The sequence below is a fragment of the Burkholderia sp. BCC0322 genome (genome assembly GCF_902833045.1).
Lineage (GTDB): Bacteria > Pseudomonadota > Gammaproteobacteria > Burkholderiales > Burkholderiaceae > Burkholderia.
On sequence record NZ_CADFDU010000003.1, the window covers coordinates 451,456 to 468,481 of the forward strand.

General features: G+C 70.0%; 15 protein-coding genes. 5 read left to right on the top strand and 10 right to left on the bottom strand.

Features of this window, described 5'->3' with window-relative positions; all coding sequences use genetic code 11:
- The first annotated feature begins 16 nt into the window (after positions 1-16).
- Positions 17-697: a response regulator gene (locus HWX39_RS12375; protein ID WP_069251438.1), complete on the top strand. Its 681-nt coding sequence runs from the start codon at positions 17-19 to the stop codon at positions 695-697.
- A gap of 181 nt (positions 698-878) precedes the next feature.
- Complete coding sequence (locus HWX39_RS12380) at positions 879-2,297, top strand: sensor histidine kinase (protein WP_175968356.1); 1,419 nt, start codon at positions 879-881, stop codon at positions 2,295-2,297.
- 94 nt (positions 2,298-2,391) lie between these two features.
- On the opposite strand, the gene HWX39_RS12385 is transcribed toward HWX39_RS12380, so the two are convergent.
- From HWX39_RS12385 to HWX39_RS12420, 8 genes are all read right to left on the bottom strand, one after another.
- Entirely contained in the window at positions 2,392-3,258 is an 867-nt protein-coding gene (locus tag HWX39_RS12385; protein WP_175968357.1) for an MOSC N-terminal beta barrel domain-containing protein, read from the bottom strand.
- Between the two features lie 88 nt (positions 3,259-3,346).
- Complete coding sequence (locus tag HWX39_RS12390; protein ID WP_175968358.1) at positions 3,347-4,300, bottom strand: ABC transporter substrate-binding protein; 954 nt, start codon at positions 4,298-4,300, stop codon at positions 3,347-3,349.
- A 37-nt stretch (positions 4,301-4,337) separates the two neighbouring features.
- Positions 4,338-5,522: a cytochrome c gene (locus HWX39_RS12395; protein ID WP_175968359.1), complete on the bottom strand. Its 1,185-nt coding sequence runs from the start codon at positions 5,520-5,522 to the stop codon at positions 4,338-4,340.
- Between the two features lie 50 nt (positions 5,523-5,572).
- Entirely contained in the window at positions 5,573-6,400 is an 828-nt protein-coding gene (locus HWX39_RS12400; RefSeq protein WP_175968360.1) for an ABC transporter ATP-binding protein, read from the bottom strand.
- Entirely contained in the window at positions 6,394-7,488 is a 1,095-nt protein-coding gene (locus HWX39_RS12405; RefSeq protein WP_175968361.1) for an ABC transporter permease subunit, read from the bottom strand. Before HWX39_RS12405 ends, HWX39_RS12400 begins: the two co-directional genes overlap by 7 nt.
- Positions 7,489-7,492: 4 nt before the next feature.
- Positions 7,493-8,533, bottom strand: coding sequence for an ABC transporter substrate-binding protein (locus HWX39_RS12410; protein ID WP_175968362.1), 1,041 nt, complete (start codon positions 8,531-8,533; stop codon positions 7,493-7,495).
- A gap of 33 nt (positions 8,534-8,566) precedes the next feature.
- Complete coding sequence (locus tag HWX39_RS12415) at positions 8,567-9,406, bottom strand: class II aldolase/adducin family protein (RefSeq protein WP_175968363.1); 840 nt, start codon at positions 9,404-9,406, stop codon at positions 8,567-8,569.
- 23 nt (positions 9,407-9,429) lie between these two features.
- Positions 9,430-10,515, bottom strand: a complete 1,086-nt coding sequence (locus HWX39_RS12420) for an LLM class flavin-dependent oxidoreductase (protein ID WP_175968364.1) — start codon at positions 10,513-10,515, stop codon at positions 9,430-9,432.
- Between the two features lie 294 nt (positions 10,516-10,809).
- Here HWX39_RS12420 and HWX39_RS12425 point away from each other — a divergent pair, with 294 nt between their 5' ends.
- Positions 10,810-12,210 (top strand): acyl-CoA dehydrogenase family protein, encoded by a 1,401-nt coding sequence (locus HWX39_RS12425; RefSeq protein ID WP_175968365.1) that lies wholly within the window; start codon positions 10,810-10,812, stop codon positions 12,208-12,210.
- A gap of 61 nt (positions 12,211-12,271) precedes the next feature.
- Here the strand turns inward: HWX39_RS12425 and HWX39_RS12430 are convergent, their stop codons facing one another.
- Positions 12,272-13,246: a LysR family transcriptional regulator gene (locus HWX39_RS12430; RefSeq protein ID WP_175968366.1), complete on the bottom strand. Its 975-nt coding sequence runs from the start codon at positions 13,244-13,246 to the stop codon at positions 12,272-12,274.
- Positions 13,247-13,263: 17 nt separating this feature from the next.
- Between HWX39_RS12430 and HWX39_RS12435 the strand changes: the two genes are divergently transcribed.
- Positions 13,264-13,830: a cysteine dioxygenase gene (locus HWX39_RS12435; protein ID WP_175968367.1), complete on the top strand. Its 567-nt coding sequence runs from the start codon at positions 13,264-13,266 to the stop codon at positions 13,828-13,830.
- Between the two features lie 90 nt (positions 13,831-13,920).
- Positions 13,921-15,549 carry a rhodanese-related sulfurtransferase gene (locus HWX39_RS12440; protein WP_175968368.1) on the top strand — a complete coding sequence of 543 codons (1,629 nt, stop codon included), beginning with the start codon at positions 13,921-13,923 and terminating at the stop codon, positions 15,547-15,549.
- Positions 15,550-15,644: 95 nt separating this feature from the next.
- Here HWX39_RS12440 and HWX39_RS12445 read toward each other — a convergent pair whose 3' ends face one another.
- Positions 15,645-16,787 (bottom strand): glycerophosphodiester phosphodiesterase, encoded by a 1,143-nt coding sequence (locus HWX39_RS12445; protein WP_175968369.1) that lies wholly within the window; start codon positions 16,785-16,787, stop codon positions 15,645-15,647.
- Positions 16,788-17,026 lie beyond the last annotated feature (239 nt).

Genomic DNA, 17,026 nt, shown 5'->3' on the forward strand with positions numbered 1-17,026 from the left:
CCTTACCGGAACCCCCATGCGTGTGCTGCTCGTCGAAGACAATCCGAACCTCGCCCAGTCGTTGAACGACGCGCTGAGCGCGGCGCGCTTCGCGGTCGATCACATGGCGGACGGCGAGGCGGCCGACCACGTGCTGCGCACGCAGGATTACGCGCTGGTGATTCTCGATCTCGGGCTGCCGAAGCTCGACGGGCTGGAAGTGCTGCGACGGTTGCGTGCACGGCGCAATCCGGTGCCGGTGCTGATCCTGACCGCGCACGGGTCGGTCGAGGATCGCGTGAAGGGGCTCGATCTCGGCGCCGACGACTACCTGGCGAAGCCGTTCGAACTGACCGAACTGGAGGCGCGCGCCCGCGCACTGATCCGCCGCAGCCTCGGTCATGAGCATTCGCGGGTCGAATGCGGGCCGCTTTCGTATGACAGTATCGACCGCAGCTTTCATCTCGCGGGCGAGCCGCTGTCGCTCACGCCGCGCGAGCGTTCGGTGCTCGAGGTGCTGATCCTGCGCAACGGCCGCGCGATCAACAAGGAAACGCTGTCGGAGAAGATTTTCGGGCTGGACGAGTCGGTCAACGCCGATGCGATCGAGATCTACGTGTACCGGCTGCGCAAGAAGCTCGAGAACACGGGCGTCGCGATCGTCACGCTGCGCGGGCTCGGTTATCTGCTGGAAGCGAAGGCGGAGACGGCTGAATGAACTGCCGCCGCGCTCACGACCTTTGCACGGAGCCGGTGTACGCGTTGACGCGCGACGCAGGATCGACACGTTCGCGGCCTGCCAACCACACGCACGCCATTCACGGCCGGCCGCGCGGGCGCGGAGTGGTGCGCGATGGATGCTCTGCGACGTCCCATGCGGCGGCCACGCGGGGGGGCGCGTGACCCGCCCGAACCTGCGCACCCAGGTCGCGCTGTGGCTGCTGCTGCCGCTGCTCGGCCTGCTCGCGCTCGACTCTTGGCTCACGTACCAGCGCGCGATGAGCGCCGCGCACGTCGCGTTCGACCGCACGCTGTCGTCGTCGCTGAAGTCGATCCGCGAAGGCGTGCGGCTCAACGACGGCGAGATCGAGGTCGACCTGCCGTATCTCGCGCTGGAAATGCTCGAATCGAGCGACGGCGGCAAGATCTACTACCTGATCCGCGAGGACAACGGCCACACGATCACCGGCTACCCGGACCTGCCGCTGCCACAGGGGCGCGACGCAGGCGACGGCGCGCTGTTCGTCACGCGTCACTACGACGTCGTCTATCGCGGCGAGCCGTTGCGGATGGCCGCGCTGCGCATCCCGGTGCACGACGTGCCGACCGCGCAGTCGCGCATCGTGTGGGTGATGGTCGGCGAGACGATCGAGGCGCGCCAGGCGCTTGCGCGCGAAATCCTGGTGGGGTCGCTGCTGCAGGAAGGGTTGCTCGTCGTGCTGGCGCTCGGCATCGTGTGGCTCGGCGTCGGGCGCGGGCTGCGGCCGCTGAACCGGCTGTCGGCGACGGTGGCCGCGCGCAGCGAGGACGATACGACGCCGCTCGATACCGGCGCGATGCCGAGCGAACTCGCGCCGCTCGTCGAGTCGATCAACCAGTACATCGGCCGCACGCAGCGGATGCAGGTCGCGCGGCGCCGTTTCTTCGCGGACGCGGCCCATCAACTGAAGACACCGCTCGCGGCCGTGCAGGCCGGCGTCGAGCTCGCGCTGCGGCCCGACGAGCAGCCGCGCGTGACCGGGCACCTGCGGCGCGCGAACGGCGCGGTGCGGCAGGCCGCGAAGATCGTGCAGCAACTGCTGTCGCTGTCGCGGCTCGATTCCGACAGCGGCCATGCGGTCGCGCACAAGCCGGTCGCGCTGCACCGGCTCGCGCGCAGCGTGACGCTCGACTGGTCGCCGGTCGCGCGCGCGCGCGACATCGATCTGGGTTTCGAGCACGAGGCCGATATCGACGTGCTCGGTCAGTCCGACCTGCTCGGCGAGATGGTCGGCAACCTGATCGACAACGCGATCCGTTACGCGGGCGACCGCGCGGTGATTACGGTGCGCGTATCGCGCGATGGCGAGCACGCGCGGCTCGACGTCATCGACAGCGGCCCGGGCATTCCGGCGGACGAGCGCGATGCGGTGTTCGAGCGCTTCCATCGCGGCAGCAAGACGCAGACGGTCGAAGGGACGGGGCTCGGGCTGTCGATCGTGCGCGAGATCGCGCGCGTGCATCAGGGCAGGGTGACGCTTGCCGATGCGGCCGGCGGCGGGCTGGTCGTGACGATCCGGTTGCCGGCGGCGAACGACGCGGCGCCGCGCGCGGCGTGATGGCGATCAGCGATGCGGGAAGCGGCTCGCCGTGTGCGGCGGCCTCCCGGCTGCGCGGAGGATCGGGTGTTGCAAGGGGTTGCGTGCGTCCGGCTCAATCGCCGAACCCGATCTCCGCTTCCAGCGACTGGCCGACTTCGAGCCACGTGCCCGCGCCATCGACGACGATCGCATTGATGCCGAACGTCAGCTCGCCGTTGAAGTTCGGGTTCGCGCGATAGGTCTGCATCGTGTCGGTCGGCTCGTGCGGCCACGCGGGATCGGGCACGCCGGTGGCCTGGTCGATCGTCGGCATCGGGCAGCGCGTGCACGGCTTCACGAGGCGCAGCCGCACGGGCGTCGCGCCTTCCGTGTCGAGATGTTCGACGAAATCCTCTTCGTAGGCATCGAGATCCGACACGACGATGTTCGGGCGGAAACGGTTCATCGGAATCGCCGGTGCGCCCTTCGCGGCGAGCCGTGCGTTCAGGTCGTCGAGCGACGCCTGGCCGATCACGAGCAGCGGGTAGCCGTCCGCGAATTGCGTGTGCGTATCGATCTCGCCGGTCCATTTGCGGTTGCAGCCGCGGCGCGCGTCGGGGCCGAAGCGCGCGAGCTTCGTCGGCACGCCGAGGAATTCGCTGAGCCACGCGGCCGTTTCGGCACCCGTGTCGATCGCGTCGACGGTGTCGCGCCACACGGTTGCGGCCATTTTCGGCGTGGCGGGCGAACCGTTGCCGTCGAGCGGCGTGCGGATCTCGCGCATGCCCGGCGCGTTCAGCACGAGCGCATCGCTGTCGAGCGCGGTGTGGATCAGCGCGAGGCGCGGGTGCGTGCGCTGCGTGATCATCTGCCCGGCGGGGTCGGTGATCAGCCAGTGGCGGTCGTACGCCAGGCCCGTTTCGAGCAGTTGCGCGCGCGACAGCGCGATGCCGGCGCAGGATTTGATCGGGTAGACGAAGAGTTCGGCGATGGCTGGCATGACGCTGGCTGAAGGCGGATGGCGAGACTGCGATTGTGCCAGATCGTGCCGACGCCGGTTGGGCGGCTGCACACCGTCGCGCGGCCGGTCATGCGAGCGGGAAGCCGGGGTCGAACGTCGCGCGCACGTCGAGCGGCTGGCGCAGCAGCCCGGCCTTCAGGTAGAAGTCGGCCGTGCGTTGTTGTTCGGCGATGATCGTCGCGTCGATCGGCAGCCAGCGCGTGCTTCGCCGTTCGAACTGCAGCCTCGCGGCCGCCGGCGGGATGCCGATGATGCGCGCGAGCGCGGCGGAATACGCGTCGACATGCCGGTACGACCACGCCTGCGCGCGCACGACGCGCCGCAGGAAATCGTGCAGCACGTCGCGCTTCGACCCGATCGCCGCGTCGGTCGCCGCGATGTAGCTGAGGCCCGACCACAGCCCGCGGCCATTGACGAGGACGCGCGCGCGACCGCTCGTTTCGGCGAGTGCGGTATAGGGTTCCCAGGTCGCCCAGGCGTCGATTGAACCGGTTGCAAGCGCAAGCATCGTATCGGCGGGCGGCAGGAAGCGGAACGAGACGGCGTCGGGCGGCAGGCCGGCCGCGTCGAGCGCCTTCAGCGTGACGAAATGGCCGATCGAGCCGCGCGTGGTGCCGATACGCTTGCCCTTCAGGTCGGCCGCGCCTTTCAGCGCCGCATCGGGCCGCACGAGAACGGCCGTGCCGTACGGGTCGGAGCGGTTTGCGCCGATCACCTTGATGCGTGCACCCGACGCGAGGGCGAAGATCACCGGCGCATCGCCGATCGGCCCGCAATCGACGGCGGCCGCGTTCAGCGCCTCGGCGAGCGGCGCGGCGGCCGGGAACTCGGTCCACGCGATGTCGTACGCAAGGCCGTTCAGTTCGCCGGCGGCTTCGAGCAGTGCGCGCAGCCCGCCTTTCTGGTCGCCGGCGCGCAGCAGCGGCCGTGCGCCCGATTGCGCGCGCAGCGCGGCCGGTGCCGCGGCGATCGTGGCGAGGGCGCTCGCCTGTGCGAGGAAATGGCGTCGGGTCGGATTCATCTTGATGCTCGGTCGGAAGAGACGTTCAGGGATTCAATCAATGCGGAAGTCCGGCCTGCACATCGCGCACGGGCTCCGCGTCGACGCGCAGCAGCAGTGCGGTCAGCGGATCGCCGGTCGCTGCCGGTACGGCCGGTCGTGCGGCGCTGTCCGAGCGGCACAGCAGGTCGGCATCCGACCAGCCGGCACTGCCGGGCAGCGCGCGCGCCCGCAGCCAGCCGCGGCGATCGGCGAGGAGCTGCGTGCCGCCGAGCGCGTCGGGCGCCACGCCGGCGATCGTCGCGAATGCGAGCCACGCACCGGGCGTCGACGCGACGCAATCGGCTTGCGCGGTGCCGGCCGCCTGCGCGACGGGCGCGCCGCGGGCCGTGACGAGCAGCGTTTGCCAGCGCGCGTCTTCCGGCGGGGGCGTCGCGCCCGGCGCGAGCGCGACGACGCGCACGCGCTGGCCAGCGCGCCAGCGCTCGAGCGGTTGCGGCGCGGCGGCGCCGCAGCGCACGTCGAGCGCCGGCAGCGGGACCGGTACGGGCCACGCGCCTTGCGCCTGCGCGCCGCTGCCCGCGGCGAGCGCTTTCAGGTAGTCGAGCACGGCCCAGGTGTCCTGCGGGCCGAGCGTCGCGGCGAAGCCGGGCATCGTCGACGCGCCGTGTTCGTCGCGCGTGCCGTGGCGCACGCGCCAGAACAGCTCGCCGTCGAGACGGCGGGCGAGCAGCGCGCCGGCGAAGGTCGGCGGCCAGTGCGGGAGCGTGGCCGCGAGCGGCCCTTCGCCGCGTCCGTCCGTGCCGTGGCAGGCCGCGCAGTGTCGTGTATACAGGTGCGCGCCGCGCATCACGTTCGATACCGAAAACGGCGCGGGATCGCGCTGGAAGCTCGTCGGCACGGCGGGCGAGAGCCACAGCGAAGACGGCGGCCACGGCGCGAACCACGCCGCGGCCAGCGCGGCGAGCGCCGCGGCGACCCGCCACGTGCGTGAAGCGAGCGCGATGCCCGCGAGCACGACGGCCAGCGCCGTCGCCGCCGCGGCGAGCGCGAGTTGCCGCGTGAGCCCCGCGTCGATGCGCAGCGTTTCGAGCGCGATGCGATGGGCCCACGGCCAGGCGGCTTGACCGTCGGCGTCGCCCGTCAGCCCGATCGCATGCAGCACGCGCGCCAGCGCGAATTGCGCGCGATACAGCCCTTGCAGAAACGTGAGCGCCCAGTCGGCGAACGTCGGCGCGTTCATCGGCGCCACTCCCGCCGCGCGGCGGCCCAGCGTCGAACGGCTCCGCGCATCTACCAGCTCGCATCGAGCCCGAGATGCCGCAACGCGTCGTGGCGCAGTTCGGCGAGGCGCGGGTCGCCGCGATGGCGCGGGTAGGGCAGGTCGACGTGCAATTCGGCGACGATGCGTGCCGGACGCGGCCCGAACACGATCACGCGCTGCGCAAGGAACAGCGCTTCCTCGACATCGTGCGTGACGAGCAGCGCGGAGAAGCCGTCGCGTTGCCACAGCGCGGCGAGCTCGGCCTGCATCGTCAGCCGCGTGAGCGAATCGAGCTTGCCGAGCGGCTCGTCGAGAATGAGCAGGCGCGGATCGTTGACGAGCGCGCGGGCCAGTGCGACCCGCTGCGCCATCCCGCCGGACAACTGATGCGGGAATGCATTCGAGAACGCCTGCAGCCCGACGCGGGCGAGCGCATCGTCGACACGATGCCGCGACACGCGCGCCACGCCGCGTGCCTCGAGACCGAGCGCAACGTTGGCGCGCACGCGCCGCCACGGGTACAGCGTCGGGTCCTGGAACACGACGATGCGCGATGGGTCGGGTTGTTCGATCGGCACGCCGTCCTGTGCGATCGTGCCTTGCCGCGCGGCATCGAGGCCCGCGACGAGGCGCAGCAGCGTCGACTTCCCGCAGCCGCTCGGGCCGAGCAGCGCGACGAATTCGCCGGCCGCGACCGACAGCGTGACGTCGTCGAGCACCGGCAGCGCGCCGTCGGGGCCGTCGAACGCATGGCTCACGCGGCGGATGTCGATGCGCGCACCGCGCGGCGCCGTGACGGCGGGCGCAGCGGCAACGAAAGAGGCAACGGACGATTCGAGACCGGCGGCGCTCACCATTTGACGGTTCCTTTCTGCCACGCGAGCGCGCGATCGCGCACCGCGAACAGCAGCGCGATCAGCCCGGAAAACAGCAGCGCCATCACGATCAGCGCCGCATACATGTTCACGTACGATGCCCAGCCCTGCGCCCAGCTCAGGTACCAGCCGAGCCCCGACTTGACGCCCATCATCTCGGCGACGACCAGCACCGTGAACGACGCGCTGAGCCCCATGAAGATGCCGACGAACACGTGCGGCAGCGCGGCCGGAATCGCGACGCGCAGCACGAGGAAGCGCGCATTCGCACCGAGCGTGCGCGCGACGTCGTAATACTGCTTGTTGACGCTCGCGACGCCCGACCACGTGAGCACGGCCACCGGGAAACCGGTTGCGAGCGCAATCAGGAACGCGGCCGCCGAATAGCTCGACGGGAAGAAGTAGAACGTGAGCGGCAGCAGCGCGGTGGCCGGCACGGGGCCGAGCACGCGCAACACCGGATGTACCCAATAGCCGATCCGGCGCGACCAGCCGATCAAGACGCCGACCGCGAAACCGACCGCGACGCCGTACGCGAAGCCGAGCGCGAGCAGCTTCAGCGTGTTGCCTGCGCTGCCGAGCAGGCGCGGCCAGTCGTCGACGTAGACCTCGATCAGCGCCTGCGGCGGCGCGAAGAACGGGGTCGGCAGCCAGCCGGTTTTCGCGGTGACGATTTCCCACGCGGCGAGCACGAGCGGCAGCGCGACGAGCCACGGGCCGGCCGGGCGCACGCGCACGAGCCGCGTGCGCGTCACGGATGCGAGATGGCCGAGCGTCGCGGCGACGAGCAACAGCGCGGCGATCGTCCACGCGCCGACGGCAAATTCGTCGGTGTACGCCCAGTCGGTGAAGCCGACGACACGGTTCGGCCACAGCTGCGTGAGTGCGCCGAGCCCGGCCCACGCGAGCGCGGCGGCGATGCCGGTCGGCCAGGTGCGCGCACCGCGGGCTTCGGCGGCCAGCGTGGCTTCGCACGCCGTGCAGGCGACGCGCGCCGCGGCCGCTGTGGCACTGCCGCCGGAGGGGGCGGACGCGGGGTGCGCGGAGGGCGCGCGTTCGATCGTCGACATCGCGTCACCCTAGCACGTTCGCATAGACCTGCTGCGCGAAGCGCTGCGGGTCGGTGCTCTTCTTCAGCACGCTGATGCGGCGGAAGTCGTCCGCGTAGAACGCGATTTCCTGCTGCAGGTCGACGTTGGTCGGGTGGTGATCGTAGGTGAGCGTCGCGTAGAGCTTGCGCAGGTCCTCGGGGCTGATCTTCGGCGAATACTTCGCGAACACCTTCGCGGCTTCGTTCGGGTTGTCGTGCGTGAACTCGGTGGCCTGCACGATCGAGCGTGCGAGTGCGGCGGCCGACGGCCGGTCGTTGCGCACGAGGTCGCCGCGCGCGCCGATCACGCAGCACACCTTGTGCGCGTATTCGCCGGACAGGTTCGTCGCCAGTTCGGTGTACGCACCGTTGCTGCGCTTCTCGAGCAGATAGAGATTCGGGTCGCCGTCGGCGATCGCGTGGATCTCGCCCTTGTCCACCGCCACGCCGAGCAGGTCGGCCGGATACTGCCGCCACGTGATGTCGCGCTCGGGATCGATCCCGTTCTTCGCGAGCAGGATCGAGAAGAAATGCTTGCCGGGTGCGGCCAGATCGCTGACGCCGACCGTCTTGCCCTTCAGCGCCTGCAGCGTCGTCACGCCGGCCGCCTTCGCGCCGAGCAGCCGCACGCAGCCGCCATGCGAGCTGCCGATGATCTTCACGTCGAAACCGGCTTCGAGCGGCTTGAGCCAACGATGGATCATCCCGACCGCCGCATCGGCCTTGCCGGTCGCAATCGATTCGAGCAGTTGGTCGGTCGACCCGCTGTAGTTGATCAGCTCGACCTTCAGGCCGTTCTTCTCGAAGAAGCCACGCTCCTGCGCGACGACGATCGGCGTCAGGCAGAACGCGTTCTGGTTCCACGCGAACGTGAGCTTCTTCAGCGGCGGCGCGGACCAGGCCTTGCGGCCCAGCGTGATCGCGGGCGCGGCGAGCGCGACGGCGCCGGCGGCGCGCAGCAGCGTGCGGCGTTTGCCGTCGTGCGCGTCGGCGAGCGCGGGTGCAGGTGCGGTGGTTCGGGTCATGTTGGTCTGGTCTCCGGTCGTGCGACAAGGCGCTCAGTCGAGCAGGTCGGGTTCGTCGGCGACGACGCGCGCGAACAGGCTGTCGAATGCATGCAGCGCGCCCTCGGGGCCGCCGATCTGGCCGTGCGTGTGGCGTGCGGTCGCGTGATCGATCGGTTGCGGCGTGCCGGCTGCCTCGGCGAGCAACTGCGTGTGCGCGGCGTTGTCGAGCGCGATGTACCACCATGCGGCGGCCTCGACGGACGGGCCGGCGGTCAGGATGCCGTGGTTCTTCAGGATCACGCCCTTGTGCGTGGTACGGTCCGGCTTCACGAGCGCCGCCGCGATCCGCGCCCCTTCGCTCGTGTCGACGACCATCCCCGTGAAGTCGTCGAACAGCGCGTGGTCTTCATGGAACACGCAGGCGTCCTGCGTGAGCGGGTCGAGCAGGCGGCCGAGCGTCGACCACGCCTTGCCGTACGTCGAATGCGTATGCGCGGCGGCGACGATATGCGGATGCGCGTCGTGGATCGCCGCATGGATCGCGAACGCGGCCTTGTTCAGCGGCCGCGTGCCGATCGCGGTTTCGCCGCGTGCGTTGACGAGCAGCAGGTCGGACACCTTGATCTGCGAGAAATGCACGCCGAGCGGATTCACCCAGAAGTGGTCGGGCAGCTCGGGGTCGCGTGCGGTGATGTGGCCGGCGAGCCCTTGTGCGAAGCCGAAGCGTGCGAACAGGCGGAACGCGGCCGCGAGCCGTTCCTGGCGGTGACGGCGCTCGGCGGCGATGTCGATGCGCGGCGCGGGTGGATCGAACCAGAAATGCTGGCGCGGCGCTTCGGCGAGTTCGAGGCCCGATGCGGTACGGACGGGCGAGGAAAGGACGGCGGACATGGTGGCGTATGGCTCCGTTGGGCTCAGGCCGCGCGGCGCGCCGCGTCGCGTGCGGCGACGGCGCCGCGCACGCGCGGAATCAGTTCGCGGCCGTAGTCGATCGCGTCGTCCAGCGGATCGAAGCCGCGGATCAGGAACGTGGTCACGCCGAGGTCGTAGTAGTCGAGCAGCGCGTCGGCGACCTGTTCGGGTGTGCCGACGAGCGCCGTCGAATTCGAGCGTGCGCCGGTGAGCTTCGCGATCTCGGTCCACAGCCGCTTGTCGACCCGCGAGCCGCGTTCGGCCGCGGCGAGCAGGCGCCGCGCGCCTTCGCTCTGCTGCGGGCCGCCGGCGCCGAGGCCGGCCGCTTCGCGCAGCCGGCGCGTTTCGTCGAGGATGCGATGCGCGCGCGCCCATGCTTCGTCCTCGGTCGCGGCGAGGATCGGGCGGAACGATACGGAGAAGCGTACCTGCCGGCCGTGCTGCGCGGCTTCGGCGCGCACGCGCGTCGTCAGGTCGCGCACCTGGTCGAGCGATTCGCCCCACAGCGCGTAGACGTCCGCGTGCTTGCCGGCTACCGCGAGCGCAGCGTCCGATGCGCCGCCGAAATAGATCGGCACATGCGGCTGCTGGAACGGCTTCACTTCCGAAAAACCCTGCTTGAACCGGTAATGCGCGCCGTCGTGATCGAACGGCTGCGCCTCGGTCCAGATCCGCCGCAGGATGCCGAGGTATTCGTCGGTGCGCGCATAGCGCGCGTCGTGGTCGAGGAAATCGCCGTCGCGCTGCTGCTCGCTGTCCGAGCCGCCGGAGATGAAGTGCACGGCGAGCCGGCCTCGGCTGAACTGGTCGAGCGTCGCGATCTGCCGCGCGGCGAGCGTCGGCGCGGTAAAGCCCGGGCGATGCGCGAGCATGAAATGGATGCGCTCGGTCGCGGCCGCGGCGAACGCGATCGTCAGCGTCGCCGACGGGCCGGTCGAGTGGTGCGGCACGAGGATCCGGTCGAAGCCGGCCGTCTCGTGGGCGCGTGCAAAGTCGCGCACGTAATCGGGATCGACGACAGGGCCGGACGGCGGGTGGATTTCCGACTGCTTCTGGCTCTGGATCATGCCGATGAATTCGACGCTCATCTGGGTCTCCGGTGCAGGGACGTCCCGGCACGTGGCCGGGCAGGAATGGAGCGCAGGTTAACGCCGGGATCATGCGAAACGGAAATAATCAATCCCGATTTGAATATCAGATTTGCATGGTTTGGGCGAGGGTGCGCTGCGCATACGCTGTGGGCTCACGAACGATCGGGCGCGCGGGCGCCGGCGAATCCGGCACGGTGCGTTCCAGACCGCCGGCTTCATGAGAAACCGCGCCGCGTGGCGATCGATTGCCGCTGTTGCCGCCTGTCCGTCTTACCCAGGGAATCCGTCTCGATGTCCGCCAGCCTTGCCGCTTCCTCGCCGTCGCCGCAGCCGCGTTCGCTGCGCCTCCTGTCGACCGAAGATGCCGACGCCCACGACGCACGTGTCGCCGCGCTGCTCGACCGCCTCGCGCCGGAACTGGCCGCCGACGCGGCCCGCAACGACGTCGACGGCCGCTTTCCGCACGAGAACGTCGCGCGGTTGCATCGCGCGGGGCTGATCGCGCAAGTCGTGCCGCCCGAGCATGGCGGCGCCGGTGCGACGCTCGCGCAGGCGAGCCGGATCGTGGCCGCCGTTGCCCGGGCCGATCCGGCGACCGCGCTGGTGCTGACGATGACGTACCTGCAGCATCGCGCGCTCGGCCATGCCGACAACCGCTGGCCGGCGCGGCTCCGGCGGGCGGTGTTCGACAGCGCGGTGACCCAGGGCGCGTTGATCAACGCGCTGCGCGTCGAGCCTTCGCTCGGTTCGCCGTCGCGCGGCGGCTTGCCGGAAACCATTGCACGTCGCGACGGCGACGGCTGGCGGTTGTCCGGTCACAAGCTGTACAGCACCGGGATTCCGGCGCTGCGCTGGCTGGCCGTTTGGGCGCGCACCGATGAACCGGCGCCGCGGGTCGGCGTGTTTCTCGTGCCGCGCGACCGCGACGCGGATGGCGATCGCATCCGCGTGATCGAAAGCTGGAATCACCTCGGCCTGCGTGCGTCAGGCAGCCATGAGGTCGTGTTCGACGACGTTCGGCTGCCGGCCGATCACGCGGTCGACGTACGCGCACCGGACGCATGGGCGGTGTCGGCCGCGACCCATGCGGATGCCGACGCGCAGGCCGACCAGCAGGCGTGGATGGTCGCGCTGCTCGGCGGCCTGTACGACGCGGTGGCGCGTGCGTCGCGCGACTGGCTGGTCGGTTTCGCGACGACGCGTGCGCCGAGCGGGCTGGGCGCGCCGCTCGCGACGCTGCCGCGCGTGCAGGAGGCGGTCGGCGAAATCGAGGGCTGGCTGCATGCGAACCGCGTGCTGCTCGACGATCACATCGCGCGCACCGACGCGGGCGACGCCCCGCCGGTCACGACGAGCGGCCTCGTCAAGCGGACCGTGACCGAGCACGCGATCCGCGTGGTCGAGCAGGCGTTGAAACTGTCGGGCAATCACGGGCTGAGCCGCGCCAATCCGCTCGAACGCCATTATCGCGACGTGCTGTGCAGCCGCGTGCATACGCCGCAGGACGATGCGATCGCGGTGGCGGCGGGGCGTGCGGTACTCGAAGCGGTGAGCCGGGGCGAAACGAAGGACGAAACGAAGGGCGAAGCGAAGGACGAAGCGAAGGACGAAGCGAAGGACGAAGCGAAGGACGAAGCGGAGACGCCCCGGGCGCCGGTCAACGAGACCGGACGCGGCCGCGCCGATGCGTGAGCGGAGCAGGGCGGGTGCGTACCTCGATCGGGCCGCACGATGCGGTCGCCGCCCGGTCCGGTCACGCAGCCTTGCCGTGCGCCTGCTCGGGCAAGGCGAACGCCATGCGCGCATGCGCGGCAATGGCGGCGAGCGGCGCGTCGAAGCGGGCCGCATCGTGCCGGCGCAGCAACCACAGATCGATCTGGGGCTTGAAATCGGTGAGCGGCACGATGTCGAGCGCATCCCGCAGCGGGCTGCCTTCGACGAGCGGCAATGGCATCAGCCCGACGCCGAAACCGTTCGCGACGCTCTGCAGCTGCAGGTCACGGCCGTAGGTGTCGAGCGTGACCGGCATCGGCAGGCCCTGCGCATCGAGCGCGCGCCGCAAGCCCGCGCGAAAACCGCAGCCGTCCGGATTGAGCACCCAGCCACGCGCATGGCAATCGGCGAGCCGATAGCTGCGGCGCGGCCAGTCACCCTTGCGGCCGACCGCGACGAGCCGCGTGGCCAGCAGCCGTTCGCCCTCGACCTGCGCGGGCAGCACCATTTCGCGCGCGAGGAAGACGAGCGCCGCATCGAGTTCGCGACGGGCGACGCGCTCGACCAGCATGCCGCCCCAAGCGGTCGTGACCTGCGTCGCGAGCGCGGGCCACTGCGCGGCGAGTTCGACGATCAACGCGGGCAACATCAGCTCGCCGAGGCCCTGCGTGAGTCCGATCCGGAATTCGCCGGCGGGCGGCTGCTTGCCGGCCGTCAGGTCCCGCAGCGCATCGACTTCGCGCAGGATCGCGCGACACTGCTCGAAGACCTGCCGGCCGATGTCGGTCGGGCGCGGCGGCTTCGTGTTGCGATCGAGCAGGATCACGCCGAGCGCTTCCTCGAGATTCTGGACGCGCCGCGTGATCGCGGGCTGCGTCATCCCGAGCTCGGCCGCGGCCTGGCTCAGGGTCTGGCAGCGGACGACCGCTGCAAAAGCGTCGATATCGCTAATTTTCATGTTTGTTCTGCATGGTCTTTCAGGTGCATCATGACGATCCATCATATTCGGCATCATATTCGAGGAGTCAGCCGATGAGTACGCTTTCGTTGCATCAGACGCCGCTGCGGCCGTTCGTCGACGGTCTGGGCGCGCTGCTTGCGTCCGGCGCGAACGAGGCGCGCATCCTCGACGAGGGCGGGGTGCTGCTCGCCGCCCTCGTCGGACACGACGACTGGCTGCCCGACGCATTCGCGCAGCCCGACCCCGTACGCTATCGGCAGTACCTGCTGCATCTCGACCCGGACGAGCGGTTCTCGGTCGTCAGCTTCGTGTGGGGGCCCGGCCAGACGACGCCGATCCACAACCACACGGTGTGGGGGCTGATCGGGATGCTGCGCGGCGGCGAGTTCTCGCAGCCGTACCGGTTCGACGCAACGGGCAAGCCCGTGCCGGCAGGTGACGCCGTGCGGCTGCAGCCGGGCGAGATCGAGGCCGTGTCGCCGCGCATTGGCGACGTCCATCGCGTGACCAACGCGTTCGCGGATCAGGTATCGATCAGCATCCACGTGTATGGCGCGAACATCGGCAAGGTCGAGCGCGCGGTGTTCCTGGACGACGGCACCGTGAAGCCTTTCGTGTCCGGCTATTCGAACGCCTGATGCAGTTGCCCGCCGGCACGCGCCGGCGGGCCCGAGATTCATCCGTACCGTTTTCTTCACCGACTTCAACGCATTCGAGACAGAGACACCGTGACGCAATCCGCCGATTCCACCTTCCGCTTTCCCGTCGCGTCGTACCAGGACGTGCGCGCGCGCCTGCTGGCCCGCGACGAGATCGCGCTGATCGACGTACGCGAGGAAGATCCGTACGCGCAGGGCCACCCGCTGTGGGCCGCCAACTTTCCGCTGTCGAAACTCGAACTCGACGCGTGGACGCGGATTCCGCGCCGCGACACGCCGATCGTCGTGTTCGGCGAAGCGGGCGGCGAGGATCTCGCGCCGCGCGCGGCGGCCAAACTCGCGCAACTCGGCTACTCCGACGTGCGGCTGCTCGACGGCGGCCTCGCGGGCTGGCTCGCCGCGGGCGGCGAACTGTTCATCGACGTGAACGTGCCGAGCAAGTCGTTCGGCGAATGGGTCGAGGCCGAGCGGCACACGCCGTCGCTGTCCGCGCAGGAGGTGCAGGCGCTGATCGACGCGAAGGCCGACGTCGTGATCGTCGACGCGCGCCGTTTCGACGAATATCAGACGATGAACATCCCGACGTCGACGAGCGTGCCGGGCGCGGAACTCGTGCTGCGCGTGCGCGCGCTCGCGCCGAACCCGGCGACGCAGGTGATCGTCAACTGCGCGGGCCGCACGCGCAGCATCATCGGCACGCAGTCGCTCGTGAACGCGGGGCTGCCGAATCCGGTCGCCGCGCTGCGCAACGGCACGATCGGCTGGACGCTCGCGGGCCAGACGCTCGAACGCGGCGCCGCGCGACGCTTTCCGGACGAGATCGACGCGACGCAGCGTGCCGACGCACGTCGGGCGGCGCGTGCGGTGGCCGAACGCGCGGGCGTGCCGCGCATTGCGCTCGCGGACGTCGCCGCGCTCGGCGAGCCGGGCCGCACGCTGTATCGCTTCGACGTGCGCACTCCGGAGGAATACGAAGCCGGCCACCTGCCGGGTTTCTTGAGCGCGCCGGGCGGCCAGCTCGTGCAGGAGACCGACCATCACGCGGCCGTGCGCGGCGCGCGGATCGTACTCGCCGACGATGACGGCGTGCGCGCCGACATGACCGCGTCGTGGCTCGCGCAGATGGGCTGGGACGTGCGTGTCGTCGAACCGGAGGACGGTACGGCGAAGTTCGGCGAGCGCGGCCAGCCGCCGCGCGACGTGCCGGCGGCGCCGACCGTGACGGATGTGTCGCCCGCGACGCTCGCGGGCTGGCTGAAGGAAGCGGCACCCGGCGAGCTGGCGATCGTCGACGTGACGGCCAGCGCGAACTACGTGAAGCGCCATATCCCGGGTGCGTGGTTCGCCGTGCGTGCGCAGTTGCGTGATGCGTTCGCGGTGATTCCGCCCGCCAGGCGCTATGTGTTCACGTGCGGATCGAGCCTGCTGGCGCGGTTCGCGGCGGACGATGCCCGCGCGCTGCTGCCGGCTTCGGCTGAAATCGCGGTGCTCGCCGGTGGCACGGCAGCGTGGATCGAGGCCGGGTTGCCGCTCGAAAGCGGCGAGACGCATCTGGCGTCACCGCGCGTCGACCGCTACCGGCGCCCGTACGAAGGCACCGACAACGCGGCGGCCGCGATGCAGGCCTATCTTGACTGGGAGTACGGGCTGGTCGATCAGTTGAAGCGGGACGGCACACATCACTTCAACGTGATCTGACCGGTGCGGTACCGCCGGGCGCGGCGGCGCGTCGTACGCCGCGCCCGGTTAACGCACGTTGGGCACGTCGAGCACGCCGGGCACGTTCCGCGCGATCAGCGCTTGAACGTATCGACGGCCGTGCGGCCGACGGCCGGATCGTCGGTGAAGAAGCCGTCGATGCCCGCGCGCAGGTAAGCCTGGATCTCCCGCACCGAGCCGGCGGTGTTGCGCGTGGCGGGCGTGCCGCCATCCTTCAGCGAGGCGGGCAGGAAGTTGTTCTCCGGGCGGAACGTGTACGGATGCACGACGAGGCCGGCCTCGTGCGCATAGCGCACGTACGGCGTCGGCTGCTGCAGCGTGCCGTCCGCGGCGACCGCGATGATCGACGTCTTGTACGGGCCGACGCCGTTCGCATAGGTCGCGATCTCGCGCATGCCGTCGCGCGTCGACAGGTCGCCGTAGGTGCGCTTGTCGTTCGCCTTCACGAAGTCGTACGGGCGCTGGCCGGCTTCGTCCATCAGCTGCACGAGCTTCCAGTTCGGCTGGCTCGACTTGATCCGGTTGCGGATCGTCTTCAGGTTCGCGACCTCGAACGACTGAATGTAGACGGTCGCCGTGCGCGCCGTGTACGAATCCTTCAGCAGTGCATCGACGAGACGGTCTTCGAGCGGCAGGCCGATCGACTGGAAGTAGGTCGGGTGCTTGGTTTCCGGATACAGGTGGATCGTGCGGCCGGTCTGCGCGGACATCTGCTTCGCGAGCGCGACGATCTCGTCGAACGTCGGAATCTCGAACTGGTCGTTGTATGCGGTGTTCGCGGGGCGGACCTGCGGAATGCGCTCGCGGGCGCGTAGCGTCTTCAGCTCGGCGAGCGTGAAATCCTCGGTGAACCAGCCGGTCAGCTCCGCGCCGTCGATCGTCTTGGTCGCCTTGCGGCTCGCGAACTGCGGCAGCGTCGATACGTTCGTCGTACCCGAGATCTCGTTCTCGTGACGCGCGACGAGCACGCCGTCGCGGGTCGACACGAGGTCGGGCTCGATCACGTCCGCGCCGTCCTCGACCGCCTTGCGGTACGACGCGAGCGTGTGTTCGGGGCGCAGCGCGCTCGCGCCGCGATGGCCGACCACCTGGACCTTCGCGGAAATCGGCTGGGTGGGATCGGACGCGACGTCGTCGCCGCCACATGCGGCGAGCAGGAACGCGGCGGCACAGGCGACCGGGACGTAGCGCAGGGAGGTCGGGCGCTTGAAGAGCATGTCGATGAACCTTCGAAACGAGAGTCGGAAAGGGGCGATCGCTCCGGCGTGCGGCCGTCGTGGCGTGTCGCACGGAGTCGAATGGGACGCGATCGTCGCATCGAATAATTACATATGTATTACTTACGCCTTTCTTTTGAATGTTTTTAGGGCGCGATACCGGCGGCAGAGCAGTTGACTGCGGCCCGATGTGGGGCGCATTCCGGCCGTCTCGGGCAGGCCGCGCGCCGGATGCACTA